21 protein-coding genes are annotated in these 25,662 nt (G+C 37.3%); 8 read left to right on the forward strand and 13 right to left on the reverse strand.

All coding sequences use genetic code 11. The features are described from left to right. Window positions 1–2: 2 nt before the first annotated feature. The 3 genes from LEP1GSC185_RS09875 to LEP1GSC185_RS09885 form a co-directional block, all read right to left on the reverse strand. On the reverse strand, window positions 3–2,069 hold the full coding sequence (locus LEP1GSC185_RS09875) for a hypothetical protein (RefSeq protein WP_008596651.1): 2,067 nt from the start codon (window positions 2,067–2,069) through the stop codon (window positions 3–5). Further along, window positions 2,066–2,857: a hypothetical protein gene (locus tag LEP1GSC185_RS09880; RefSeq protein WP_232298439.1), complete on the reverse strand. Its 792-nt coding sequence runs from the start codon at window positions 2,855–2,857 to the stop codon at window positions 2,066–2,068. Before LEP1GSC185_RS09880 ends, LEP1GSC185_RS09875 begins: the two co-directional genes overlap by 4 nt. 205 nt (window positions 2,858–3,062) lie before the next feature. Next, window positions 3,063–3,506: a hypothetical protein gene (locus LEP1GSC185_RS09885; protein ID WP_010513352.1), complete on the reverse strand. Its 444-nt coding sequence runs from the start codon at window positions 3,504–3,506 to the stop codon at window positions 3,063–3,065. Between the two features lie 115 nt (window positions 3,507–3,621). On the opposite strand from LEP1GSC185_RS09885, the gene LEP1GSC185_RS09890 reads away from it, so the two are divergent. The 3 genes from LEP1GSC185_RS09890 to LEP1GSC185_RS09900 are packed head-to-tail and all read left to right on the forward strand — an operon-like array spanning window position 3,622 to window position 7,163. Continuing rightward, complete coding sequence (locus LEP1GSC185_RS09890) at window positions 3,622–4,323, forward strand: lipoprotein (protein WP_008591900.1); 702 nt, start codon at window positions 3,622–3,624, stop codon at window positions 4,321–4,323. Between the two features lie 36 nt (window positions 4,324–4,359). Continuing rightward, window positions 4,360–5,772 carry a TolC family protein gene (locus LEP1GSC185_RS09895; RefSeq protein WP_232298440.1) on the forward strand — a complete coding sequence of 471 codons (1,413 nt, stop codon included), beginning with the start codon at window positions 4,360–4,362 and terminating at the stop codon, window positions 5,770–5,772. 17 nt (window positions 5,773–5,789) lie between these two features. Then, a complete protein-coding gene (locus LEP1GSC185_RS09900; RefSeq protein WP_008591905.1) occupies window positions 5,790–7,163 on the forward strand; it encodes an efflux RND transporter periplasmic adaptor subunit in 1,374 nt (457 codons plus the stop codon). Window positions 7,164–7,165: 2 nt separating this feature from the next. Here LEP1GSC185_RS09900 and LEP1GSC185_RS09905 read toward each other — a convergent pair whose 3' ends face one another. The 7 genes from LEP1GSC185_RS09905 to LEP1GSC185_RS09935 all read right to left on the reverse strand — a co-directional run bounded on the left by LEP1GSC185_RS09905 (window position 7,166) and on the right by LEP1GSC185_RS09935 (window position 18,606). After that, on the reverse strand, window positions 7,166–10,393 hold the full coding sequence (locus LEP1GSC185_RS09905) for an efflux RND transporter permease subunit (protein WP_008596666.1): 3,228 nt from the start codon (window positions 10,391–10,393) through the stop codon (window positions 7,166–7,168). Window positions 10,394–10,396: 3 nt separating this feature from the next. Beyond that, on the reverse strand, window positions 10,397–13,483 hold the full coding sequence (locus tag LEP1GSC185_RS09910; protein ID WP_008591845.1) for an efflux RND transporter permease subunit: 3,087 nt from the start codon (window positions 13,481–13,483) through the stop codon (window positions 10,397–10,399). Between the two features lie 10 nt (window positions 13,484–13,493). Continuing rightward, window positions 13,494–15,098, reverse strand: a complete 1,605-nt coding sequence (locus LEP1GSC185_RS09915; RefSeq protein ID WP_008591906.1) for an Ig-like domain-containing domain — start codon at window positions 15,096–15,098, stop codon at window positions 13,494–13,496. After that, window positions 15,088–16,683, reverse strand: coding sequence for an Ig-like domain-containing domain (locus tag LEP1GSC185_RS09920; RefSeq protein ID WP_008591858.1), 1,596 nt, complete (start codon window positions 16,681–16,683; stop codon window positions 15,088–15,090). Before LEP1GSC185_RS09920 ends, LEP1GSC185_RS09915 begins: the two co-directional genes overlap by 11 nt. A 26-nt stretch (window positions 16,684–16,709) precedes the next feature. Beyond that, window positions 16,710–17,381: a tetratricopeptide repeat protein gene (locus LEP1GSC185_RS09925; RefSeq protein ID WP_008591831.1), complete on the reverse strand. Its 672-nt coding sequence runs from the start codon at window positions 17,379–17,381 to the stop codon at window positions 16,710–16,712. Next, entirely contained in the window at window positions 17,378–17,785 is a 408-nt protein-coding gene (locus LEP1GSC185_RS20165) for a hypothetical protein (RefSeq protein ID WP_232298442.1), read from the reverse strand. Before LEP1GSC185_RS20165 ends, LEP1GSC185_RS09925 begins: the two co-directional genes overlap by 4 nt. Window positions 17,786–18,048: 263 nt before the next feature. Then, window positions 18,049–18,606, reverse strand: coding sequence for a tetratricopeptide repeat protein (locus tag LEP1GSC185_RS09935; protein WP_008591881.1), 558 nt, complete (start codon window positions 18,604–18,606; stop codon window positions 18,049–18,051). Window positions 18,607–18,745: 139 nt separating this feature from the next. Here LEP1GSC185_RS09935 and LEP1GSC185_RS09940 point away from each other — a divergent pair, with 139 nt between their 5' ends. Then, window positions 18,746–19,450 carry an MORN repeat-containing protein gene (locus LEP1GSC185_RS09940; protein ID WP_008596642.1) on the forward strand — a complete coding sequence of 235 codons (705 nt, stop codon included), beginning with the start codon at window positions 18,746–18,748 and terminating at the stop codon, window positions 19,448–19,450. A 321-nt stretch (window positions 19,451–19,771) separates the two neighbouring features. Here the strand turns inward: LEP1GSC185_RS09940 and LEP1GSC185_RS09945 are convergent, their stop codons facing one another. Further along, a complete protein-coding gene (locus LEP1GSC185_RS09945) occupies window positions 19,772–20,299 on the reverse strand; it encodes a hypothetical protein (protein WP_008591813.1) in 528 nt (175 codons plus the stop codon). A 578-nt stretch (window positions 20,300–20,877) separates the two neighbouring features. On the opposite strand from LEP1GSC185_RS09945, the gene LEP1GSC185_RS09955 reads away from it, so the two are divergent. Next, window positions 20,878–21,297, forward strand: coding sequence for a hypothetical protein (locus LEP1GSC185_RS09955; RefSeq protein WP_008596658.1), 420 nt, complete (start codon window positions 20,878–20,880; stop codon window positions 21,295–21,297). Here the strand turns inward: LEP1GSC185_RS09955 and LEP1GSC185_RS09960 are convergent. Then, entirely contained in the window at window positions 21,268–21,807 is a 540-nt protein-coding gene (locus LEP1GSC185_RS09960) for a hypothetical protein (RefSeq protein ID WP_008596659.1), read from the reverse strand. The two genes, LEP1GSC185_RS09955 and LEP1GSC185_RS09960, sit on opposite strands and share 30 nt — an antisense overlap. 78 nt (window positions 21,808–21,885) lie before the next feature. Then, a complete protein-coding gene (locus LEP1GSC185_RS09965; protein WP_008591857.1) occupies window positions 21,886–23,175 on the reverse strand; it encodes a hypothetical protein in 1,290 nt (429 codons plus the stop codon). A gap of 455 nt (window positions 23,176–23,630) precedes the next feature. Here LEP1GSC185_RS09965 and LEP1GSC185_RS09970 point away from each other — a divergent pair, with 455 nt between their 5' ends. From LEP1GSC185_RS09970 to LEP1GSC185_RS09980, 3 genes are read left to right on the forward strand one after another with little or no spacing between them, the layout of a single operon-like run. Then, window positions 23,631–23,846 carry a hypothetical protein gene (locus LEP1GSC185_RS09970; protein ID WP_010513394.1) on the forward strand — a complete coding sequence of 72 codons (216 nt, stop codon included), beginning with the start codon at window positions 23,631–23,633 and terminating at the stop codon, window positions 23,844–23,846. After that, complete coding sequence (locus LEP1GSC185_RS09975; RefSeq protein WP_008591849.1) at window positions 23,843–24,601, forward strand: ParA family protein; 759 nt, start codon at window positions 23,843–23,845, stop codon at window positions 24,599–24,601. Before LEP1GSC185_RS09970 ends, LEP1GSC185_RS09975 begins: the two co-directional genes overlap by 4 nt. Before the next feature lie 3 nt (window positions 24,602–24,604). Then, window positions 24,605–25,408 (forward strand): ParB/RepB/Spo0J family partition protein, encoded by an 804-nt coding sequence (locus LEP1GSC185_RS09980; RefSeq protein WP_008591868.1) that lies wholly within the window; start codon window positions 24,605–24,607, stop codon window positions 25,406–25,408. Window positions 25,409–25,662: the final 254 nt, after the last annotated feature.

A 25,662-nucleotide genomic window follows, 5' to 3' on the forward strand; every position in this document is an offset into this window, starting at 1 on the left:
CATTATACGAAGTTATACGTGCTATCGTAAGCATTTTGGGAATTCATTAATTCCGAACGAGCGAGCTCTAAGGCTTTCCTTTTATCTTCTAAAACCTTATTTGCGGCTTCGAGATCCGTTAAGATACTTGTAGGACTTGTAGTTGTCGAATTTGCCGTTGTAGAAGAAGTAGAGTCTAATCCGGTTTGAGAATAGGTACTTGTTGCGCTGCTTCCATTTAATTCGGAGAGAAGTGCTAAATATGCGCTTTGCTTTGCTTCAAAATCGGCTTTTACGGATGTAAGTTCCTCCTCTAATTGTGCAGCAGTTTTGTTTCCGACATTTGCCACTGCATAATCGTAAACTGATTGTGCTCTAGTTTGATTTTCTTGTAAGACTTTTAATTCAGCCTGTGCAATACGTAGCTCCAATTCTTGGGAAGTATATATCCCGGTGGAACTTAAGAGACCGTCCGTTCCTCTAACGTCGTCGTCATGCAGAGTATTTTGAGAATTTTTTACTAAATCACGAATCCTAGTTTCTAAACCTTGCCAGTATGTAAGTTGTGATTTGTATTCTGTGACTACAGAGGCAGGATAACCGCTATTTGGTTTTTCCGCCCTAGCAATAGCTCCTTCAAAGAATTGAATATTCGATTGAATTGTAGTTAGAGTATCTGCTCCGCCAACTACAATACTTTCAATTCCTCTTACATGAGCTTGCCACTGTTCAGATTGAGTCGCAAGTGTTCTATCTAGTTCAGCAAGTGCTTGTTCTTTATTCGCTTTTAACTGCGCTTCAGATTCATCCCAGGATTGCAATCCTTTCTGAATTTGAGCATTTACAACTTGAGTCCAGTCTGCTTTTGCTTTCAAGATTTGGTTGTACGCGTTTGACCAATCTGCCTCACCTGACTTCCATTGGAGTTCTACTTCTTTATCATATCTAAGTTTTCCTAAAACCAACTGATCGATTGCATCTTGCCATTGTTTTTGACCGGATTGAAGAGCAGCTAGAAACTTAGATTGGTAGTCATCCCCATTTGTAACGATCGTATTTGGATCCACATTGGATGAATTTGGTGTTGTAACAAGCCCTGAAAGATCACCTGCACTTTTTTGAGCTTTTTCGATTAATAGTAATGCGAGTTTATTTGGATCTGTTTCTTGAGCAATTTGACCATCTATATCGTCTGCCGCATTTGCCTTAGAAACAAAGTTTGCCCGATAAGCAGCGACAATTGAATTTTCCTCATAATAATATTCAGCTAGAATACTCTTCTTTATATCTGCTAAAGCTGTCTCAAAGCCTTGTTTTTGTGTATCTGTTAAGAGATTGGAATTACTTTCAATGCCTTCTATTTTAGAGTTTAAGTCTGATTCCCAATCGGAACGAAAACTAGTAAGAAAGGTTTTCATAGTTGAGTCGAAAAGACCTGCTTTTTCACCCGCATTCGTTCCAGCTTGCGCAGCAACTCCGGCTTGTAATACAGCTTGGATGAGCGCATTTTTATCAATGGTCGCAAGAGTTTCCTCAAGGCCATTGGAAGCAACTTTAGCTTTCCATTGACCTTTACGGTTTTCTATTTCTTCTTGAACGTCTTCTTCCCATTCACTCCTGACAAGGGCCTTCTCTTGTAAAAGCTGATCTTTAAGCGTGGTATTGGAACTTCCACCGTTCTCAAGTAAGTTTTTCTCTATAGCGCTATCGGCTGCCGCTTCCCAGTCCGCGCGAAGTACGGAAAAACCTCTATTTACCGAATCATTCCAATCAGCTTCCGAATTTGAAGAGCTTGCCCTGTCGTATTGTCTTTCTAATTTTCCATCCGATCCATTTTTCCAAAGATCTCTAAAAATGGTTGGGTCCGCGCTTAGAGGTGCGACGCCAATCTCTAACATTAAAATTGTAACGAATAACTTTCGGAAAAAAGAAACTGCTAATTGAATAGCTGATCTATAAATGAGTCTTCTTGTCCTAACATTCTTAGATCTCTTTATAAATTTCAGATCTGAGGATAGAATATTATGAAAATAGAATTCCAACCTCTTGAGATTATATTTATTTAAAGCTACTTGAAATTCTTGATTCATGCTAATTGTTCCTTTTGATCTAAAGGCAAAGTTAATTTATAAATGCGATTCAAAGTCCAGGCTCGGAAAAGAGTCTGTGCCAACACGCCTACAGGGATGTAGAATTTATTGTTTCGTTGGAAACTTAAGGAAGAGAAAGATTTTAGAAAGAAACTAGATTTGAATTTGGAAGAGCAGGAAGGAGGGAAAGAAAAATTAATTTTACAACCATCCGGATCTGAATGAGTTAGTTTCGCTAAATATCTTCTAAATTTCTTAAATGATTTTAATTGATGATTCGTTTGCGAGAAATGATTACTTAGTAAGATTGAATTCGAATTAGGGAATTGGGTTCGAAAAAGAGAAGATACCTGATCTGGATTCTTTTCTTTAAAGAATTTCCCAGTTAGCATTTCAGACAAAATCAAACTAATCGATTCAAAGTCCCCTAACGAAGAGGAAGAATTCTCTTTTTCACTCGTGTTATCTAATTTAATATTATCTACTAGACTTACTGGCCTAATGCTTGCTTCTCTTTTGTGAGTTAAGTTAAATTCAAAAGCTTCCTCAGCTAAAAGAATCACAAGTGAAGTAGAGTTATCGATTCTTTTGATATCATCTTCACTAAGAACAAAAGTGGATAGATTCGAATCCTTTATCTGATTGAAGGATGCCTCAATTCGGTCTTGAGCTTCTTCTTCCCAAGAAACTCGAAGCGGACGCTCGTAATTTTCCGAAGAGGCACTTAATTGATCAATCGAAGGAAGTAAAATGGCAATTGAACAGAACGCAAATATGGCAAAAGCCAATGTCCTAAAATACCATCCTATTCTTCCCAAAATCATATAAAAACGGATTCGCCCTATAACCTTCGACTTTTATTGCAAGAATGACAAAAATAAGCAAGAAAAACTTCATAGTGACCGACAATTTTATTGTATCATTCAATTTGAAATATACACTTGTTTAGTATGTCTAGTTACTTTAGGGATAATTTTTTAACGAAAAACAGGCTTAATTGCAAAGGATTATAACGCTCGTTACGTTAGCTCCCTGTATTGATCCGTTTTGATTTGCCAATGAACAAGTTTGTCCCGACGGCTGACTAGTAATCGAGACCGCGTAAGTAGCATGATTTTCATAGGAGAAAGGGAAAGAAAAAGGGCCGTTAAAAACGAATACGGAAACTTCAAATAAGTTATTCGCTAGTGTGATAGTTTTACCACCGTCCATTCCGGAGATAGTTCCGCCGACTGTGAAGAGACTGTTGTTACTACCGGAAGAACCGCTGGAAGATGGGGTAGCGACACCATTTACGAATTCTTTAAGAAGCTTATCTGTGGAATTACTATCGTCTTTCAATTCACACTTAACGCTCAATGCCAAAACGAATATGATAAGTAAAAGTTTTATACAATCAGCTCCTTTTGTAACCGGCATGGAAATGTGTAAATTCATACTAAGTAAGATCCTTCATTTATCTTCGATTGCTAAACAAATTTTCAATCAGAAAAAATACGAACTTCCGAAAATTAACTAAATGGTAAGAAGGAATACTTTAAACGGAATATTTATGAGAACAAATAATTCAATTTCTTATTTTTTGATCTTTTTAGTCTTACTCTCCACGTCTTGTTCGAGTTATCAAACAGCCAAAGTCCGGTTCTCTTCCGAGATTATAGAAGCTAAAAATCCTTCAGAGAGATTCCCAAACATTAGACGAATCGCCATAAATAGAATTCAGACAAAACCGAATTCCTTTGCTACCTTTGCAGGCGAGAATTTCACGAATAATCTTCGTTTCTATTTGCTAAAGGAAGGCATCGAGGCCCAAGTCCAAGAGGTTCCAATAGAAACCAAACACCCTACTCAAACCACAAGTGAAACAGTCGGAAATACTATTAGTCCCTCCCCTTCGGCTACTCCCACTATGTTTTCCTCCAATTTTGTACTTGAGACAAGCGATAAGCCTATCGAGCTCAAACCCGAAGTTATTCAAAAAGTGTGCGCTCTAGCTAAGTGCGATATTTACGTCGATGGTTACATTTACGAAAAGAGATTAGGGAACATTTTAGACGAGGAAATCACAACCGGCATTTTCATCCGGATGTATTCGCAAAACGGTACTCTTTTAGGCCAATTAAAACTTAGCTCACCCGTCACAACGGAAATCTTTTCAAATAACTCGATTCTTGCCGAAATGATGGCTTCGAAAATTGCGATTACAGTTGGGGTTTCCAATAAGACCGGCTTTAAGTGGAAGTTTTGGGAATAATTAATTTTTTAATTCTATATCTTGTATATGCTTAGAATGAATAACCAATCATTAAAAGTTAAGTGCATTAGAAAAATAGTTCTTCTTTCCATTTTGTTTGGATCATTATCAATACTTGGGGAAAATGAAGTCCTTGTACTCGATCAGCAAAGAGCGGAAGATATCGCTATAGAAAATAGTCCAGAGCTACGTCTATTAGGCGGCCAACAAAAAATCAAAGCGTTACTTGTGAAGGAGAATTGGAGATCGTATTTCCCAACTGCTTCCGTTTCTTGGTTTAGAAATGCAAACGTAGTAGAAAACGATTCAGAAAGTAGGTCCCAAAGGCTTGCACTCACTATGGACCAAGTGGTTTATGACGGTGGAAGGAGATCCTTGGCCCTACAAGCTGCCTTAAACGATCTGAATTTATCGAAATACGACTTTCTTCTTGGAATTAACAATTTAAAGTTTAAGGTTCGATCCGCATTTTATACACTTTTAACCAACAAAGCCCAAATGGAGATCCAAAAAAGGTCTATTGATAGGCAAAAGGAACAGTTACGGTTCGCCAAAAGAGAGAAGCAACTAGGGGATTCAACTGAATTACAAGTTCTTCAAATAGAGAATCGTCTAAATGAAATCCAACTACAATACCAAAAATCCGAAACAGCCTTACTGAGCGGAATAGAAGAATTCAAAATCCAATTAAGACTACCAAGCACTACAAATATTATTCTCGGTGTTGATATTCTTAAAGGAATTCAATTTTCATATAAAGAGATACCTCTCGATCAATTGGTAAGCCTAGCTTTCCAATCTAGAGTAGAATTCGAACGAAACAAGGCTGCCGAATTACAAGCTTTATCCGAATTTGAAATAGCAAAGTCATTTTATATCCCGACGTTATCTGTCGGTGGATACTATGCAGGATCCGGAGATAGATTTGAGCCTAAACAAAGAGAATATGGCTTCAATTTTAAACTAAGTATGCCTATTGGAGCTAATACTCTCCAAGACACCTCCAATTATATTTCCCGTAACGACGACACAAATAAGTCCCTAACATCCACAACCACTATGAATATCATGGATAATCTTCAATATAAAAGAAAGATTGCTTCTACCGGAATAGCTGCTGAACAAGCTAAGATTACTCGAAGACAACAGGATGATATAGTAAGAAATGAAGTATTCAAAGCCCTACAAAACTATCATCAGTGTTGGAAATCTATGCTATTAGCTGACGAAAACGCAAAAACCTTCGAAAAAAGATTAAAAATTAAAGAGAAAGAAGTTTCTCTCGGGGACGCTAAGCGAGTGGACTTAGCTGAAACAGAAATCTTCTATTTGCAAGCTTTGAATACGATGATTACAAGCCGTGTTCAATATTTGACTGCAGTATCCCAGCTTGAAATGGCAGTAGGCGCAAGCCTTGATAGCCTTGAACTAATAAAGGTTAATAAATAAAGGAAAAACCAATTCAAATGATACAATCAAAAACAATTCTTGTTATTATACTTATTTCACTACAAATACTAAGCTGTGGAAAAAAGAAAAAAGATACTGTAGAAGAGGATATTACCTCTCCCTTCGAAATGGTTCCACTGGATTTGAAAAAACAACAAACGATTGTAAGCTTACTTGGAAGTGTTTCTCACTTTCAAAAGGCAGAAATTTCCTCTAAAGTATTAGGAAGGGTGGAGAAAATATTTCGCGAAGAGGGAGATAGAATTTCTAAAGGTCAACCGCTTGCAAAGATCGAAACTCTAAATCTAGAAATTCAGCTTAAAAAAGATTTAGCATCGCTAGAAGTCCAAAATAAACAAATCGAACTAAGTAGATCCAGGTATATTCAGGCCAAACAAAGAGTAGAAAGGGAAATTTCGAACATTGAGAAAGCAAGAGCCGATGTAAACGAATCGAAAGCTACTCTAGAGAACCTACAACGGACTTTCTCGAATAAACAAGAGCTATTTAAAATAGGTGCTGTTTCAGAAACCGAACTTAAGGGAGTGGAAACTGCTTTAATTTCTGCTCAGACAAATTATTTCAAAGCCCAAAAGAGTTTAGATACAATACAAATTGGATATAGAGCCGAAGATTTAAAAAAAGCAGGAATTCCAATTCCGAAAGAGCCAAGTAAGCTGAATGAAGCCCTCTTAGAGTTAAATACAATCGTTGAAAAATCCGAATTAGACATCGCTATTGCAAATCTAAGAAGTATTCAGGCAAGCATTGACTCTACAAATCTGCTTATAAAAGAGTCCACTATACTTTCACCTATCAAAGGAATCGTTGCGGCCCGTTCGATATTTGTCGGAGAGGCTGTAAAAGAAGGGCAAGCAATTTTTGTAGTCGTTGATGATTCCGAAGTTCTCTTGAAGTTCTCCGTAAACGAATCTGATCTTAGTAGAATTACACCAAACCAAGAAGTTGAATTCACTATAGATGCCTTCCCTAAAAAGAGATTTAAAGGTAAAATTCTAATCATTAGTCCTCTTGTGGATCCGCAAAGCCGGACTGCAGAAATAAAGGTCATTTATAGAAATGAAAAAGATGTATTGAAACCAGGAATGTTTGCACGGGCTGAAATTCAAGACTTACATCCAGTCCCAGCATTTTACATACCTTCTAAGAGTATCCTGTCTGGCAAAGAGAAGGATGAAGGATTCATATTTGTAGATAATAAGGGATTGTTATTCAAAAAGAGAGTAAACATTGAAGGAGTAAGCGGAGAGCTTTCTCGAATTGCAGGAGATTTATCCGTAGGAGAACTTGTGGCAATTGGTTCTGTAGGAAACATAAAAGAGGGTGAACCAACGCCCAAACCTAAAGACAAAAGCCCGGTTTCCAAATAAATCTAGTGAATTGGAATTGTCCGAAATTGTTTTTTCCTGCGAAGGAAGCTGAAAAAACTAAATCCCCCTCCCCTATTAATCGTTCTTCCTTGAAAGTGGAAGAACATTACAGGAACTATAAGCAACGTTAGAAACGTAGAAATACTAAGCCCCCAAAAGACAGTAATAGCAAGGGGTCTCCAAAGCTGACTTCCTTCTCCGAAATCAAGCATGGTAGGGATAAGGGCCGTTGTCGTAGTAAATGTGGTCATTAGTATCGGCCGTAACCTTTCTGAGGCAGATTGAACGCTAGCTCGAAGTAAGGAAAAATTCTTATTTTTTGCCAAGCTATTTCTAAAATGGTGTAAAGCCTGATCCACAAGCATAATCGAGTTATTGATTGCTATCCCCGCCAAAAGTATAAAGCCTATATAAACAGATATATTTAAACTCATCCTAAAACAAAATAGAATGATTAGATCTGCGAATATTCCAAGTGGAACGGAGATCATCAAAAGCCAAGGAAGAAGAAGATCCTCAAACAAAGAAGCTAAAATACAAAAGATTAAAAACACCGCCAAAAATATCATGAATAACATTTCGATTCTATTCTTTTGTAGCTTTTTAAAAGAACCTCCGAATTCGAAATAGTAATTGTTAGGTAATTCCAAGGAAGATAAGGAAGCTTTGATTTTCTCCACAGCCGTCCCAAGATCCAAGGACCCCAACTTTGCCGTTATAGTAACCATCCTTCTTTTATTCTTGCGATAAATTTTCGTTTCACCTTCCTTTTCTTTTTGAATGGAAAGCTCTGCTATGGAAATGGAGGTTTTATCTCCGGGGATTCTATAATTTGGAATTTGTTCGATATTCAATCGGTCTTCTTCTCGAAAACGAACCCTAATATCTACTTCCTTAGAATCCTCTATAAACTTGGTTGGAATTGAGCCTTGGATTGCTGTGCGGATATAATTTCCGACCTCTTCGGAAGTTAATCCTGTTAATGCCATTTTATCTTGATGTATATTTAAGAGAAATTCCTGCTTTCCATCCCTAAATCGTAATACAGTCTCCTGGATCCCGGGTATTTGTTTTATCGTCGAAGCTGCATTCTTGGCGATCTTCTTTAAAGCCTCTGTATCATCCCCGATAAATTCAAGGTCCAGTTCTCTGCTACTATCCATAGAGGAATTTTCAACGTAATAAACGAAAACATCCTGTAATGGAGAAGTAAGTTCCTTGAATTCAGAAATTAATTCTTCGGAAGTTTTACTCCTTTTATCCAAAGGTTTTAATTTTATATAAAGATCTGCGTGCCACTTCTCAATTTTAGAATTTATTTTCTCCACCTCAGGGATTGTTTTTAGAAGTTCTTCTATTCGCTTGACTTGCTGGCTTGTTGCATCCAAGTGAGTGCCAGTTTCCAATTCAACGCTCGCCCGAATCTCTCCGGCATCAACTGGATCGATATATTCCTGTTTCAAAAAAGGAGTGATCCCAATGCCTACTGCACAAAGGGAAATTAAAATTACATAAGTCCATTTTGGTCGTCGAAAAAACCAGGTGAGTAATCTAAGGTACTTTTTTCGAACATAGTCCAATCTGAAATATTTTCGAAATCGTTCGAAAGTTCTCATAATTTTAGAATTCGAACTTTGACGAATGTTGAAATTTAGATTAATGCCTACGGTTTTAAGAATGGAATTTATTTTATCTCTAATTTCGATAAGGCCAGTATTTTCAAAGTGTTCTGGCTTATTTAAGAACAATTTTGCTAGTTGAGGTAGAAAGAAAAGTGAAACTACTAAAGAAATTAAAATGGAAAAGCTTACCGTTAAAGCCATTCCGCCGTACAATTGCTTTAACTCTCTTGATCCAAAAAAGAACGGCAAGAATACTGCAATATTTGTTAAAGTAGATGCTGCAAGTTCCTTGTATAGACTAAGTACCGATTCGTCTGCGATTCCAGATAAATCTACTTTTTTGTTTGGTTTTTCTCCGCTAACGATTGATTGTCTAATTCGAAAAATTCGATCCAATACAACTATAGAATTGTCAATAAGTAACCCTGCCCCAAGAGCAAGACCCGCCAAGGTCATTACGTTCAATCCTATTTTCCATATAAACATAAACGCAAATGTTATTATTATGGATAATGGGATAGAAGCTCCAACGATAAGAGTCGCTCTAATGTTTTTCAGGAAAAGGAAAATTACGATTACAGCCATAATGCCACCTGTCAAAGCAGATCCCGCTACTCTATCTATAGAAACCTGAATATATTCCGATTGGTCGTATGTGATTTCTTTTTTTACTTCAGGGAAAGTTACTTGAGAGAGTTCCTCTCTTAATCCTTCGCATACCGAAATTGTATTGGCATCCCCCGCTTTTTGAACATATATCGTTACGTTTTCATTTCCGTTTTCCCTGGAAATATCTTCGCGGTCTCTATGACCATCGTAAACGCTTCCTAATTCTTTAAGCTTAACCCATTTATTTTGCGAAGGAGATCTGATGATAATTTCCTCCATAGTTCGCAGGGCGGAAAATTTACCAATTACTCGAACATTAATCCAACCGTTACCTTCCCCTATTCTACCAGCCGGAAGATCCACATTGGATGTACGAATGCTCTCCATCACTTCGGACAAGGATATTCCAAGGAAATTAAGATAGTTTCTGTTTACTTCTACGAGGATTTCGCGGTAGCGTCCTCCACCCACGCGGACTTCGCTAACTCCATCGACTCTTTCTAACCTTTTTTTAATTTTGTTTTCTGCTATTTCTCTTAGTTCTTTTAAGGAATAGGCAGATGATTCTAATTTTACAATGAATATAGGCCGATCACTTGGATCATAACGGATAACTGTGGGTTCTTGCACTTCTCTCGGGAAAGTGTGCCGAATTAAATCGATCTTGGATTTTAGTTCTACAGATTTTAGAGTAATATCTTTTACATCGGAAAAGATGACGTTAATTCGTGACTCCCCTTCCTCCGAAGTGGAGTAAATAGATTCCAAACCTCCAACTCCGACAATCTGTTCTTCCATCGGTTTAGTTAGAATTTCTTCAATTCTAGATGGAGCGACACCCGGATATTTTGTGACTATACTTAAAGCCGGAGAATCCGTCGGAGGCATTAAGGAAACAGGAAGAAGTTTTACAGAAAGTAATCCCCAAAAAAAGAATCCGCCGAATAACATGAACGTCGTTATTCTTCTTTTAAGAAAGAAAGATAAAATAGAGTTCACTTATTACTTTCTTCCCTTTAGAAATCGATTAAAGTACCATCTATAAGCCACGGGGACAAAAAGAAGAGTAAGGGCGGTAGATACTAAAAGACCACCCATAACGGAAGCTGCCATTGGACCTTGAGGAGAACGAGGCCCAAAAGTAATTAGGAGCGGAAACAATCCGAAGATCGTTGTAGCCGTAGTACTTAAAATAGGGTTTAAGCGTCTTCTTCCACCTGCTATTACAAGCTCATCGATACTTTTATAGTCTTTTTCATGCAATTGGTAATATTCGATTAGTATAATTGCGTTATTTACTACAACACCTGCGAGCAGTATTATTCCCATCAAGGAAATGATATTAAGAGTATTTCCAGTTAAAATGAGACCAATCCCTACCCCTGCCCCGGAAACAAAGATTGAGAATAAAATAATAAATGGAAGACCGAGGTTTTCCATATTCGAAGCAAGAACCATGTAAACTAGAAGAATTGAAAGTAATACTGCGAAGGTTAAAGATTGAATCGATTTTTCCATGATCTTTTGTGTTTCACCTGGAAGAATGGATATGTCTTTCTTTTTGGAGTATTTATCAATTATTGGTTCTGCAATTTTTAAAGCTTCGGAGTAAGTTATTGAGACAAGCGGAGCTCTGACAAGCCCTACTCTTTTACCATCGTATCTTAAAATTTTTCTGTTCGAATTCCCTGAAACAATCGTTGCAAAGTCTTGTAACCGAATTAGTGCTCCCGAAGAAATTTTGAAAAGTGTATTGCTTAATGAATCCGTTCCTGTCCGATCATTAAGCCGGTGACGAATTAGTACTGGTATCTCTTCATCGTTCCGTTTAAATCGAGTGGCAGCCTCCCCTTTTATTACAGACCTTAAGGTCTTAGCCACCGCCTCAACAGATAACCCAAAGGTAGCCATTTTATCTCGATCGATTAAAACTCGAATTTCCGGGGTGTCTTCACCAAAGGATGTGGTAACCTCTCCGAACTTTCCAGTCTTTTGTATTTCTGATTGGATTTCCTTACAGATCTCACGGACTAAGAATAGATCCTGACCAGAGACTTCTAATACCAAGCCTTCATTTGTTTCAGGAAGAAGATCGGAAAGTAAGTCCTTAGCTGGTATGAAAATAAGCTGGGCTCCTGTTCTTAGTTCGATCTCCTTAATTTGATCTTTGGTAGACTCAAAGAGATCTTCTGCGCTGTCATATCGAACCAATTGTAAAAAAAGTTCGGATCTATTTAATCCGAAGTCTCCTTTCGGGTTAATTACAAGATCTCTTTCTTCGTACCCTACTTTCAAAAAGGCATTTTCCACGAAGCCGGAGTTTACTAAATCATTTAGAATTTCTTTGGATACTTCTTCGGTCTTTTGCAAAGAAGATCCAGGAGGTAAAACTACCTTCGCGTTTAAATCCGCTTTTTGAACCTGGGGCATTAATTCCGTTGGAAGGAATTTGAAAAATACAATAGTTGCGAATATTAATCCTAAGATCGAAAGTAAGATCAACTTCGGTTTTTTTAATATTGTCTCTATTCCGAATACATATAGCGTTTCTAATACATTTAAAATTCTTTCTCTAAAAGCCCAGAATGGACGAAAGATTGCAAATCCTTCGGAGCTGGAAGAAAACATCGGCAACGTAGTAAGTACCGGAATAAAAGTGACGGAGACAAAAAAGGACGAAATAAGAGAGTAAGTAATAGAGAGTGCAAATTCTCTAAAGATTGAAGCCGCTATCCCTTCTAAAAATAATATAGGTGAGAAAACAACGATACTTGTTAGGGTAGATGCAAATAAGGAGCCAAAAACATCCTTCGTACCTTCCAAAGCACTCTCAAAGGCAGTTCTTTTAGTCTTTCTAAAGGCATAAATAGACTCTAACACTACAATAGAAGAGTCCACCATCATACCGACCCCGACGGACAATCCACCGAGAGACATCGTATTTAATGTCATCTTTTGAAAATAAAAGAAAACAATCGTAACTAATATCGATATAGGTATCGAAAGAGTAACAATTGCCGATTCTCGGAATGTTCCAAGAAAGAAGGACAAAACAAAAAAACAAATTACGATCGCTTGAATTCCTGCTAGTGCTACTCCTGAAATGGACTCTCGAATAAATTTACTTTGATCTGCGACTACAATTAGTTTTACTTTGTTTCCGAATTCTTTATTTAAAGAATCGATTAGTTCTCTTGCTTCATCCGCAATAATTACGCTATTTTTTCCTGCCTCTTTCTTTAGAATGATCGCAACACACTCATCAGTATTAAAATAGCTAACACTGGTTCTTTCTTTATAAGAATCTAAGACCTCAGCGATATTTCGTAAATAGACTGGAGCGCCTTTTTCGGATAAGTTAACGACAAGTTCGGAAATCGCCTCCACGTTTTCATAGGCACCCATAGTCCGAACAAGGATTTCACGATCATCTCTCTTTATATTTCCCGCGGGAAAATTGAAATTGTTCGAAGCAACTCCTCGAACGATTTCTTGTGGACTCAAACCATAAGCATCAAGTTTTCCACGATCTATATTTACGAGAATTTGCTTTTCGTATCCCCCAGTGATAGATACTGCAGCAATTCCATCTACCCGCTCGAAATAAGGTGAAAGGTTTTTCTTTATAAAACTTCTTAGTTCCTTTGGATCTAATCCAGTTGAGACAGCGGCAACTTGGAGTAAAGGAGCGTCATTCGGATCAAATTTGAGTACAATAGACTTCTTAGCATCGATGGGAAGGCTCCCCTTCACAAGATCCACTTTCTCTCGGGTCTGGATAGAAGCCGTGTCCATATTTGTACCCCAGCGAAATCTTATTTTCACTAAGGATACACCTTCTAAGGATTCAGAGGTGATACGATCCACTCCGTTAACCGAAGAGACTATTTCCTCGATAGGTTTTGTTACCAGGGTTTCGATTTCGGAAGGAGAAACATTCTCATATACCGTAACCACAGTCAAGGTTGGATAAGAAATGTCCGGTAATAGATCGATTTTAAGATCTTTTAAACTTACAAATCCAACTAAAAGGATTAAAAGTAAAACAACGAGTGTGGTAATTCGATTCTTTAAAAAATAAAGGGTCATTTATTAAAAATCAAAATCTAACCCGGACTGTATAATCCTGGTCCATAAGATTTCCAAAATTATCAGTTATTCCGGAAGACCCACCTTTTACTCGGATTAGATAAGTGCTTCCTATATCCAGACAAGCGGCCGTTGTGTTAAACACGAGAACACTGGCGGGTGTATAAGTAACGGGCGTTGCATCTGTGATATTACTTATATATTCCAAACAACCAACAGAGGTTGGCCCAAATTCCTTTTCGACAGATACTTTAAGTGAACTCAAGAATATAACAGAACCAGTTGTCAAAGTGAACGGAGAAGCCGGACAATTTCCCGTACCATCGTCATAGCAAAAATGAAGGTAAAGTTGCTGGGTACATTCTATCGCGGAACAAGTGCCAGTTGTCAACTGAGGAGCGCTAGTATTAATTTGGTTCGTAAAAAGTGAGTTTGCAAATCCAGAATCCGAAAAGATCGCTCGCATTCTGATTTTCTGAGAAAATGACCCGTTTATCTTAAAAAAGTAACTATAGTTTTTATCTAGCTTATTGTTTTGCAGATCCACTATTGAAGTTGTAATTTTGAAATTATAAACCTGATAAACATCCAATGGGTCGTCAAAAGTAATCGAATAAGAACTTCCAGGACCGTTTAATTGAGTAACACGATAACTTTGAGATGGAGAAATGGAAATTGCTTCTAGTAATGAAGAAGGTCGAACAGGCTCCGAAAAATCTAAAATTATAGAATCTGTCTTATTCATGCCAGATATCACGTTAAATTCATTGGCTACATGGTTCGTTGGAAGGCTTGAAAACTGGATAGAAGATAATGTGGGAGGTGTAAAATCATTCCCAACAGTGAAACTAATACTTTTGGATTGAGCCATTTGGTTTCCAGAAGCATCCTTTACACTCGCAGGAATAGTTACAGTATATCCAGTTCCATAAGCCAGATCGGCGGAAGGATGAAACTCAAATCGTGTATTATTATTTGTGATTACAGTAGCCGGTAATTGTAATCCCATATCTGGACTTGTGCTAATTCCGCTTAGAACGGAAGTCACATTCATTGGCTTATCAAAAATAACTGTAAAGAAGGTATTAGGGGCAACTGCAGTTGCGTTGTCCGCTGGGATTGTTTGACTTATTTTAGGCTGTGTAAGATCCGAATTATAACTAAAATTGATCCTCACATCATCCAGTAAGTTTACACCCGCTGTACTTTCAGCTCTGGATTTTGAAAGCACGTATGTGTACAATCCCGGTGAAGACAACGGTTTTGCTGGCTTAAACACCATAGTATTATCTACCCATTCGAAAGAACCGTCTATTGTCTGACCGTTATTCGTAAGAGTGAAAGAACTCTCAGTATAGTCCTTATTCATCGCCTTCGAAAACGTAACTATAACGTGGCTTCCAGGATCGACTCCAGTTGATCCTTGCACTGGAGAAGTGAATTCGACTGTAGGTGGGTTCATATCACCTAAAACATCTACTGAAGGTAAAAAGGAAAAAGGTCCATCCGCATTATCTAAGAACTGTGAGCAATTAAATATAAGCAAAACTGCAAGAATGGAAATTGCTTTTTGAAAAGATTGCATTGGCATTATAAATTTAGCTTTAGTTTCCATAAAATAAAAATTCCAAATTCTGATTTAAGAAATTTCCGTATGTATCTTGGATACCGCCGGTACCACCTTTTAAAGAGAACTTATATCTTAGTCCACTGCCTGGGTTTCCTGTGAGTAGAATTCGAAGAACTTGCGGGTTAGCTGTCGGGATATAATTAATTTGATAAATATTTAAAGCCGGAGAGGCTGGGCCGCCAAACATGTAATCTACAGACACATTTGCATTTGAGAAAACGTCCCCGTCTCCCGAAGTTTTCAATGCAACGCCACCCGCTGTATTTAGCCTTACTTCAAATTGATACACTGCAGTGCAGGCGATCTGCGGATTGATCACATTTTCAATCGATTGGCTTGGAAAGGTGGGGCCTGTGATCGTCAGGTCTGAGATTAGAGTCACACAATCCGCAATGGCATACGATCGTCCATTTACGCTACTAAATGCAATGGGAACGCTTGTGAATGGATCATCTACGACGAAATCAATCACATAGCCATTTTGTAAAAGTTGCCCTTGTGATGACTTCGCTGTTGAATCAATTTTCAACCGATACGTTTTTCCTTGAGTTAGCGGATCGTTCGGAGTAAATCGCAACAAGGACGGACCAATCCAACTATAAACGCCAGAAATAGAAGGTTCGAAAGCGATCGCATCCAGAACACTTTGTCGATCCATTGTTTCTGTGAATTGGAACGTAAAATTATCGAACTTCGAAACCCCATGATATGGAGCGTTCACTGCTGGAAGAGGACTTGGTGCAGGAGAAGTCCATGAAGTTCCAAGAGTCACGTCTGGTGCTACATCAGGTCTTGTAAAAGTAGATCCAGTGCTAAAGACAACTAAATACTCGGATGCGAGTGCTATGCCGGCACTGCTTTTAGCCGTAGTTCCTATCTTTAAAGTGTAAGTGGTCCCTATTTCTAAATCTGACTTCAATTGCAGTGTCATTTGAGTCCGATTAGCATTCCAGACAGGAATATAAAGGGCTGCTCCACCACTTAAGGAAACAGCCGAATTAGTGGTCGCCTCGTCCATTGGCTCGGAGAAGGTTACTATTAAATTTCCATTTACAGGCCAACCAGTAACTACGCTCCCGTTAGGCTGAGGACTTGAGGAGAGAATCGTAGGTACATGCCCTCCCCCTTCGGTATAAAAATGAAAAATGAAATTTTTCGGTAGGAAGTTGCCATCCGAGTCCTTTACACCAGATCGATTTAGAGTGACCTCGTATCTCTTGCCCTCTGTAAGACCACTCGGAAAATCAAGAATCAACCTGGAATCAAAAACCCAAGACGGAGTAAAGGTTGTATTTCCGCCATTTGCCGTAACGGAGACGCCACCTGCCGTGATGATTGTGTTCATTGATTTACTAAAATCGATGACGATTCTTGAATCAGAGGAGATTTCCAATGCTCCATTTGAAGGGCTAGTTAATAAGACCGCAGGGTACTGGAAAGAATCCGTCCATTGCAAGCCAAGTTTTGAAAGCATTTCAGTCTCATTCAAACCGCCTTTGCAAGTCATAAAGAGGAGAAAACAAAACATCAAGCTTACTAGTTTATTTATTTTATTAATTAAATTTCGCATAGTCCACTCGCCCTCTTCCCTTCCGCCTATTTAGAATTTTTCTTTTTCCCTTTCTTTTGATTAACCTCGGCTTCGTAACCTTCTTCCGAAGAGGATACAACTCGGTCAGACGCAGAAGTGGCGCGTAAATGTTCTTGTGCGCGTTCATCCATGCCCGATTTTTTATAAAGAACGGCCAAATCTTTATGAACTCTGCTAAGCTGGCCCCCAAGTTTTAGAGCATTATTATACTCTAATAGCGCACTAACAACATCGCTCTCATATTCAAATAGCTTTGCTAGATGATAATGCGCGTCAGGGTTAGAATCGTCCAATTGGATCGCTTTAAATAAATGTTCCTTTGCTTCTTTTACTTTCTCAGGGGTGGCATTTTCATACATTAATATCCGAGCAATCCAGACATGTGCAGATGAATTCCCAGGGTAATCTTTGAGAAAGTTCTCAAAAATCTTCTTTGACTCTTCGAATTTCTGAGTGTAATAATAAGATTTACCAAGCATAAGCCGGGCCGAAATATTCTTTTTATCAGAATCTATCGCATTTTCAAAATTCTCAGTAGCTACTTTTAGATTTCTTTCCGCGTAAGCCTTCAAGCCAGCGTTATAGAATTTTTGCGCCTCTTCCTCGGACGAACACGATATTACAACAACCGATAAAGAAACTAATAGAACCAAATGAATACGATTAAATAGTATCATTTTTCAGAACCGATCCTATTGAATTCACCTTCGCGGACTTGAACTGAGTGTCTTTTTCTTAGAGCACCAAGTATGTCTTTCTTTGATTCGTTTTTCAAATCATAGAGCTTTTTCCATTTCGCAAAACGGGCGGTATTCGAAATTCTGAGTAAGGATTCCTTTTCCGACATCCCTTTGAATGAAGATGAGTGCTCTTTATAGAACGCTTCCAATTCCTTCTCGGGAATTTGAATATCCTGGTAGTTATTGTTTAAATCGAATACACCAGACTTTTTATCTAAGTAATAGGAAACTAAGCCTTTCCTAATATAGGGCCAAAGATAGGCAGCGACCTCGGGATTATTTAGATCTAAATCGGATATAGCTTCATCTATAATCACGGATTCTTCGATATATTGATCCAAATATCTCCGTAATTCTTGAGGTGCAGGAAAATCCTGTTTTGTTTCAAAATGGCTTCGTTCAAATAATAATTCAGATCTAAAGATATCTGCGGAAAAAGCAGTTCCGTCTAAGATAAATAAATTTGGTTTGCCTTCCCTATTCTTTAGCTTCTTCTCGACGAATTTCTCTACATCTAAGCCACTATTACAGCCTATAGAAGCAAAAAGGACGAGCGTTGCTTGCACTATTATGATTATTTGTTTTCTATTCATTTTATATAATTTTACTTTTCTAGTTCCGATATTTTCAACTTAGCATCTTGTACCGGCCCAGACATTTCAGGCGAAGCGATTGCAATGAATTTTTTATAAGATAAAACTGCCTTCTTCTTGTCTCCAATTCGCGAGTATACAATTCCTAAGTTGTATAAAGCTTCCGGCCAATTAGAATTAAGCGAAACGGCTTTTTCATAATTTGAAATCGCCTTTTCATTTTCCCTTATTGCTTGATATGCAACGCCGAGATTATAGTAAGGTCTAGGAAGATTTGGCTCAACCTCTGTTGCTTTTATAAAATATTCAATCGCTTGTTCCAACTGGCCTGAGTTTAAATACGATACACCAATGTTATTCACATATTCACCTGCCACGGGATCCGTTTTGGCAGCTTTCTCAAAACTTTCTCTTGCGCCCTTGAAATTCTTTTCCTGCAAAAGCTTTATGCCATTGTAATTTAATTCTGATGCCTTTGCTCTATCTTCCATACTAGGTTGCGATTGACCAAAACAATCCACTCCAAAAAGAATAATTCCAACTAACGCTAATTTTAAATAGGAACTCAATTATTTACTCCAATGTTTCATTAATTCAATTTCAGTTTTGAATTAGTAATTACAAATTTTTATATCAAGGAACATTCGTCCTATTTTATCGCACCGGTTTATAATATTATCGATGTTTACATACAAGGGTTTGAACTTCATGAGAGAAATATTGCGCAATTCTTTTAATAAAATATTGGAACTTATCAAATCCACGAGCAAGCTATCGCTGAAACAAAATGTATTCGCACTTGTTTCGATTTCATTAATAGGTAGTCTCACATTAGCCCTCATAATCTATTTAAAATTTAGTCCTAAATGTATTTACGGAGACTGTAACATTGGCTTTGGAGCTTTGAAGCAACCTGACGATACACTGTATACCGGAAACTTCTATAAAGGCAAATATCAAGATTACGGAATATTGAAATCTCCCTACGGCTTCATTTACGAAGGAAATTGGAAACTTGGGAAAAAACATGGATATGGAAGACTTCATAATCCAGACAAAAGCTCTTTCGAAGGAAGTTTCATAGATGACCGTGCCGAAGGAAAAGGTACTTATACTTGGCCGGATAAAACAATGCTTTCAGGTGTGTTTGTGCAAGGGAAAGCTGAAGGCCCATGCCTACTTGTTTTAGGTAACGGAATATCGTTAAAAGGAATCTACAGTGGCGGCCGCATAATTGAAGGAAGCGGTTTGTATATTTTTGAAAATGGAAGCAAATACCTTGGCCAATGGAAATCAGGAAGAAGAAATGGAAAAGGGACTTTATTTGATTCTCAAGGCGGAATAATTGCAGTAGGAGAATGGAAGGAGGATCGTTTAGAAAAAAGTTATGCCGAGAAATTTTTTCAAAAGTAACTTTCGACCCTATCCGCAAGATTGCTATTTTTTCCATAATCATCAAAGAAGCAAAAGGCGAATCGTTTTCTAAAACGATTTACTTATACAAAGAACGTCATTACTTCTTGCCCATTTTCACAATGGGTAATCGAAAGTCAAATTTATTCACCCTGAATGAAGGCAAATATTAGTCATTTTTGACAATTTCGGATGAATTTCCTTAATATAATCTTTTTACTCTTAAGTGATAAAACGTAATCAAACTAAATAAGTTATCTAAATTATGTCCTAAATGGTTATTGATATTTCGTTACAGAACACAGGTAAATTTCAGTATGATTATTTTTTTTTCGTTACCTTCGATAGTGATTCTTCCTCCATCTTTATCGCATCTTTTAAAAGTGCTTTTTGGTCTTTGCCTGGAAGGACAGATATGATTGATATGAGACTTCTGAGAGCTTTTTCTTCGGGATTATTAATTAAAGAATTCGCTACTTGTATTATTATTTCCTGATCGGAAAATTCAAGAAGGCTAGACTTATGATCGATCCTGTTTAATTGAATGTTCGAATACAATTTCGATCGATCAAAACCCATGTTTTGGAGATTCTCTAAAACTTGTATATATTCCTCTTCGGATGCAATAAACCTCCCCTTCCCTGTCCGGACATAGATTATAGATAACCCAATTGAAAGTAATAGGATTTTCAATTCAGGATCTGGGATTCGATGAGATCCCATTTTCCATCTAGAAACAGTGGATTGTGATGCTCCGGTTATATTTTGTATATCATGAGAAGAATATCCTAGCTTCTTTATCCCCTCATTAAATCGCCTCGATTCTTCTAATAAATGGTCCGGATTCATTATGTCGCTTAATTCCCTTTTATTCAAAGTGGGTAAATATTGATTGCATATATTCAGAGTGAATAACTCTTGGATCTGTTATTTACTAGCTAGATTCTAAGATTTCTCAGAATTCTTGCCCGACCAGCAATATCGAACGAGGATTTTCCGGGATCAAGCTTTTAATCATGTCTAGACAGCGAAGTTTAGCTTTGCGTAATGTGAATTCTAAATTGGAACATTTTTTCTAAAGGATAAGAAATCAGAATCTTTTCGCAATAATTCGATGAAATGGCTGGATCTTACATATTTTACTTACGAAACAGGTCACTACTCAAAGTCCTCAAGAGGGCTTCGTAAGTCTGCTCTTGAAAAAGAGAAATTTCGATCCAAATGGCCTAAATTACGTTATCCGAAATCGATAAAGAGAAACTTATTTATTTGGAAACTTATAATTATTATAAAGGTCCTTAAAAATGATCTAAAGTTCGCTCGAACTGAATTAAGACTGAAATTATTTGAAATAAGAACACTAAGGGACAAAATCGAGCTACTCGAAAAGCAATGCGGAATAGAAAGGGATTGTTCTAGAGAAGAAAATGTTTAGTAGAAAGAAAATCTTAAAGTTCCTTTTATATTTGTTTCGAAAGCCATACAATTTTGGAAAATCGAAAATATTCTCTGAAATAATAAGAAAATTCAATGCTGACAATTTAGTGAGGGCTCAATTGAGATTATGCTCTGACGACTGGAAATCATTTAAAAGTGGTTCTTGTATTACGCCCATTCCTTTTCTTTTAAAGGAGCCCTTAAAAAGGGAGGGAGTCTATGTTGTCATGGAGGTATTTGAAACTCCATTGCTTGAATTTAAGGAAATAAAAGGCCAAATCATTAAAAGTACTTTCCACGGGACGGTTCTTTCCTATGAAAAACTAGGAAAAGAATTCAGCGTTGAAGAAGTCCTCGTCGATTTTAGGAAATTCACGAAGCTATTTAGTGTTCCCGGCAATTCTTTGTAACCCTCGCAATTTTAAAAACGCGGTTTTATAAAAGTTCTGAGGAAATGTGAGAATTAACGATCCCAAGGACCTTAAAGTTTTGTTTTTCTTTTCCTGAAGCAATTTATGGGAAACACTTATAATTAATTCCCGATCTTCCGAACTTAGTCTTTCGGCCAATGCAATAATTCTATTGTATTGAAAGTCCTCGCTCTCTCTGTGAGCATTGATATCATCGAGTAACAATTTCTGGTAGAGTTCAATTCGCTCTTTATCCGTTACCTTCCAATGCCCTATTCCAGTCCTTATATACTTGATCGATACTCTGTATTGAATCAAAAGCTCCCTTAAAAGAATATCCTCTATACTTTCATTATTTCGAGCCCAGCGTTGAAAAGTATGTTGTGTTATTCCAGTTTTAGCTTCAACGGCCTTCATACCAATTTCTTTAACAACGGAAAGCAATCGCTTTGCTTCGGATACCGGTTGTCCCGATTTTCTTGGTGTTACTTTGCTTTTTGTTGTCTTCATTTATTTCTCAAAAACTTAGTCGCAGCTATTTGATGACCTTACTTAGAGTTGAAAATGAAAAGCTGTCAACGTATTTAATCAATATACACCAAACCGCGATCGGGGAATCGGAATCTTAGATCTTATTAATTCATGCAAATTCGTTTTTATACTCTTATGAGAGTCATTGTAATAACTCCCTAGGTAGTAATTCCCGCTTTCGAAAACCCTTTCGGCTTTGCCATTCGAAATACTGATGTATTGAATTTCGGCGACTTCGGGAAATTTTATAACCACTGATTTTTCTTGTTTTGGATCCTCATTAGCGTTAAGAAGCAATGGTTCAAAGAACTTATCTATTTCTTCCTGGTTTGCATATAAGTTCTCTTTGTTTTCACTCTTAGTATTTATTTTATCGTTCTCTTGAGAATCTATAGTACCGGAATTTCTCATGGTATCTAGTTGCATACTTGGAACAGCAAATAATACTTTCATGGGTATTCGAACTTTTTCAGCGAAGAACTTCGTAGTAACCATTTGTAAAGTTTCCGGAAGTTCGCTACTAATAGAAATATTGTTTTCGGCGGAACTGTAGATTACTTTTTCGAGAACTTCAACACTGGATCTACTTAGATTTGATTTTGACCAATCAATAAGAGAGTCCCATGTTGGTTCGTATAATTTTGGCTTTTGCAGATCTATTTGATTTGTATTATCTCTTTTATTTGAAACTGGTCTTGCGGGTTCTTGAACAACTGGTTTTACTCTTTCGGCCTGAACATTTTTACATATCCCATTGATATAGCTTATATTTGTTCCCATTCCTTGTAAATTTGCTCTTCTTAGAGATTCAGAAAAAATTTCTATCCCATAAAGAGAAACTAAATAATCAAAGGTCAATGGGTTGCTTTTTGTTTTTTGTACTATAGTGGGATCTAAATTATTATGGGAACTAGGTACCTTGGGCGTTTGATTGGAATCAACCGATTGGGAAGTATCGATTGACTGCCGTCCATCAACTTGATTGATTCCTATCAAACTATCATTGGATTCATTCTTCGTGTCTTTGAAAAAGAATTCAGAATATTTTGATTTAATTATTCGTTGTTTCTTTCCTTTTTTATTCAAAGTGAATGTAATATTGATATCCCCGTTTTCTTTCAGGATCATAAGGTACTTAGAAACAGTTTGTTTTTTGATTTTAAATTGGTTCGCAAGATACATGTTTCTGGCGAAACATCCGGCTTCTGGCGAATTATATTTACTTTGGGCTTTCTGGTCTAAGTAAGCGATCTTTGCTAGAAGCAATCTCATCTGCGGCCAGTAATCGAGTGCATTGATTTCGGGCGGGATGTAGTCCCCCCTAACCTCTTGTTTCTCAAGGTCCATATTCGAATCCTGCTCAAATCGGTGCGGACATACCTACGGCCATAGGCGCTAACCCTAATTTTCAAGATAGCCTGAGTTGGATTCTTTCGAACCCGCAAAAACGATCCTGCGAAGATCGGACTGAAATTATGTCTCTTTCAGACGGGTACAGCTAGTCCCGTACATCAAAAGAAAATGCAAGCAAAAAATTATGTCTCTTGAGGATTATTTTTTAAAAGGGCGCCCGAGAGAGTTTCGCAGGCTCTTCTCGGGCTTTATTTGATTTGCGGGTTCGTTAAGTATTGCACTTAACAAATTCAAAATAGCATATCTTCTATTTGAGTACCAGCACTTTTTTATGAAAATAGAAGATTTTTGCATCTAAAGATTGAAACAAAATTGCGGAGCTAAAATGAAAATTTATTGTACTTAGAGCGAGTATAATAATAGTTAAAATAAATATAAGAATAGTTTCTTTGAGAGCAAAAGTGGTGAGCGCTAAGAAAAAAAAATCAGTTACAAAAGGAAGACCTAAGAATGAAAACCCGGAGCCTAAAAGAGGGATAACCATCTTCTTGCCTTTGCAGCTTTCAGAAAAGCTTGATGAAGTAGCTCGATTAAATGATCGCTCGAAAAGCCAGGAAATTATTCATACATTGAAGCAAGTCCATTTGCCGGAGGGTGTGGAATGACTATTTTAATTTGGAATTCAAAAGGAGGTGTATTAAAGACATCTTTAACTATGCTCTTTTCGTCTTTTTTATCTTCTAATAATAAAAAAGTTTTAATTATAGATACGGATCCTCAAAGCTCAACTTCTCAACTGCTTGGAGTGAATAAAGATAAAGAGAGAAATTTATACAAATTTCTTATGGGAGAAATTCCAATTTCAGAGTCGTATCTTCCAACGGAGCATAAAAATATATATATTATTCCCGGGAATATAAATGTTTTTAAAATCGATTCTAGGATTCTGCCGAATCAGTTATCTAAGGCTATTCAATTTATTAAAAAGGAATTCGATTACATATTAATCGATACGCCTAGCTCATACAATACAGTAATTATTTCCTCAATATTTGCTGCAGATAAAGTAATTATACCTACCCCATTTTCAGGCGTCGATTTATCGGAACTTTCGTTTGTGCTTAACGAGATTGCAGAACTTAAGCCTAATATGGAGAAAATTATAGTAGGAACAAGAACAACCCATGCTGACAAGCTTTCGAATGAAGAGAAGGAATATGTAGACCAATATAAAGAAATAATAGGCCCCTATTTATCGGAATATTTCATACCAGATACAAAATTAGTTAGGAGGGCTTTTGATAGGGGGGAGTCATTAAACAAAGATGATGAATCTTCTCGGAAATTCAGGCAATCCTTAAAGAGCTTAGTCGAAAAGGTGACTGGAGAGAAGTTTGGAAATGAGTTTGTGGAAGTGTGAATTATGAAGAAGCTCAAATCAGAAATTATCGAAAAATCAGCAGAATCAATAAGAGATGGGTTGCGGGAAGTTTTATTAAGTGAGATTATAGCAGACCCTAAAGCCCAGCCGAGGCAGAGCTTAAACGAAGCATTGGTTCAAGAATATGTTTTTGCTTTAAGAAATGGAGATAGATTTCCGCCAGTAGTTTTGTTTGGAGAGAATAAGCGTTTCTATTTAGCTGATGGGTTCCATCGATTAATGGCTCATAGAATAGCTGGATTGAAAACCATTGAAGCCTATGTAAAAGCGGGCGACTTGCGTGGCGCTATATTGTTTTCAACTGGAGCCAATGAGGATCATGGGCTACGACGGACGCCGGAAGATAAAAGGAAAGCGGTATTTACATTACTAAAGGACGATGAATGGTCCCAATGGTCGGACCGAGAAATTGCAAGGATCGCAAAAGTTTCGAATACGTTTGTTTCAAACCTTAGAGGCGAGCTTCGAGACTCCACCGTCAACGTTGACAGTGAAGGTTTAATCGAAGGCGCAAGAGAATTTGATATAGTCAGATTTCGGACTAAATATGGCACTGAAGCAAATATGAAGGTGTCTAGACAAAACAAAAATAAAACGAAAAAAGAAGCTGCAAATAAGAACGAAAAGACTCCATTAACTCCCAAAGAACAAAAAACGTTTTTGAGACAGGAGATAAAGAATCTGAATTCAGAAAAAGTTCAACTTAAAAAAGATTACACATCTGAAATTAAGAGAATAAATAAAGAATTAAGTTTAGCTAAAAAAAAGCTAAAGGCCATTGTCTGAGCCTTATGCAAATTTTCACTGTCAACGTTGACGGTGAAAATTTTGGATCATGTTTTGTTTAAAAATTGGTCTCATTGATGCTTTCTCTTAATAATAGAGTTCTTGCAAAGTTTGAATATTTAGGGAAACGTTGACTAAATAGTTTATAAGCGGAGTCCCTTTCTGTGTTCTTGCCCTTGTTGTCGTTTGCATTATTGTTTTGTTCAGCGTTATTCTTTTATAAACATTCAAAAAGAAATGCGTTAACTCTCTCG

Origin of the sequence: Leptospira licerasiae serovar Varillal str. VAR 010 (genome assembly GCF_000244755.1) — a bacterium.
In the GTDB taxonomy this organism is placed as follows: Bacteria; Spirochaetota; Leptospiria; order Leptospirales; family Leptospiraceae; genus Leptospira_B; species Leptospira_B licerasiae.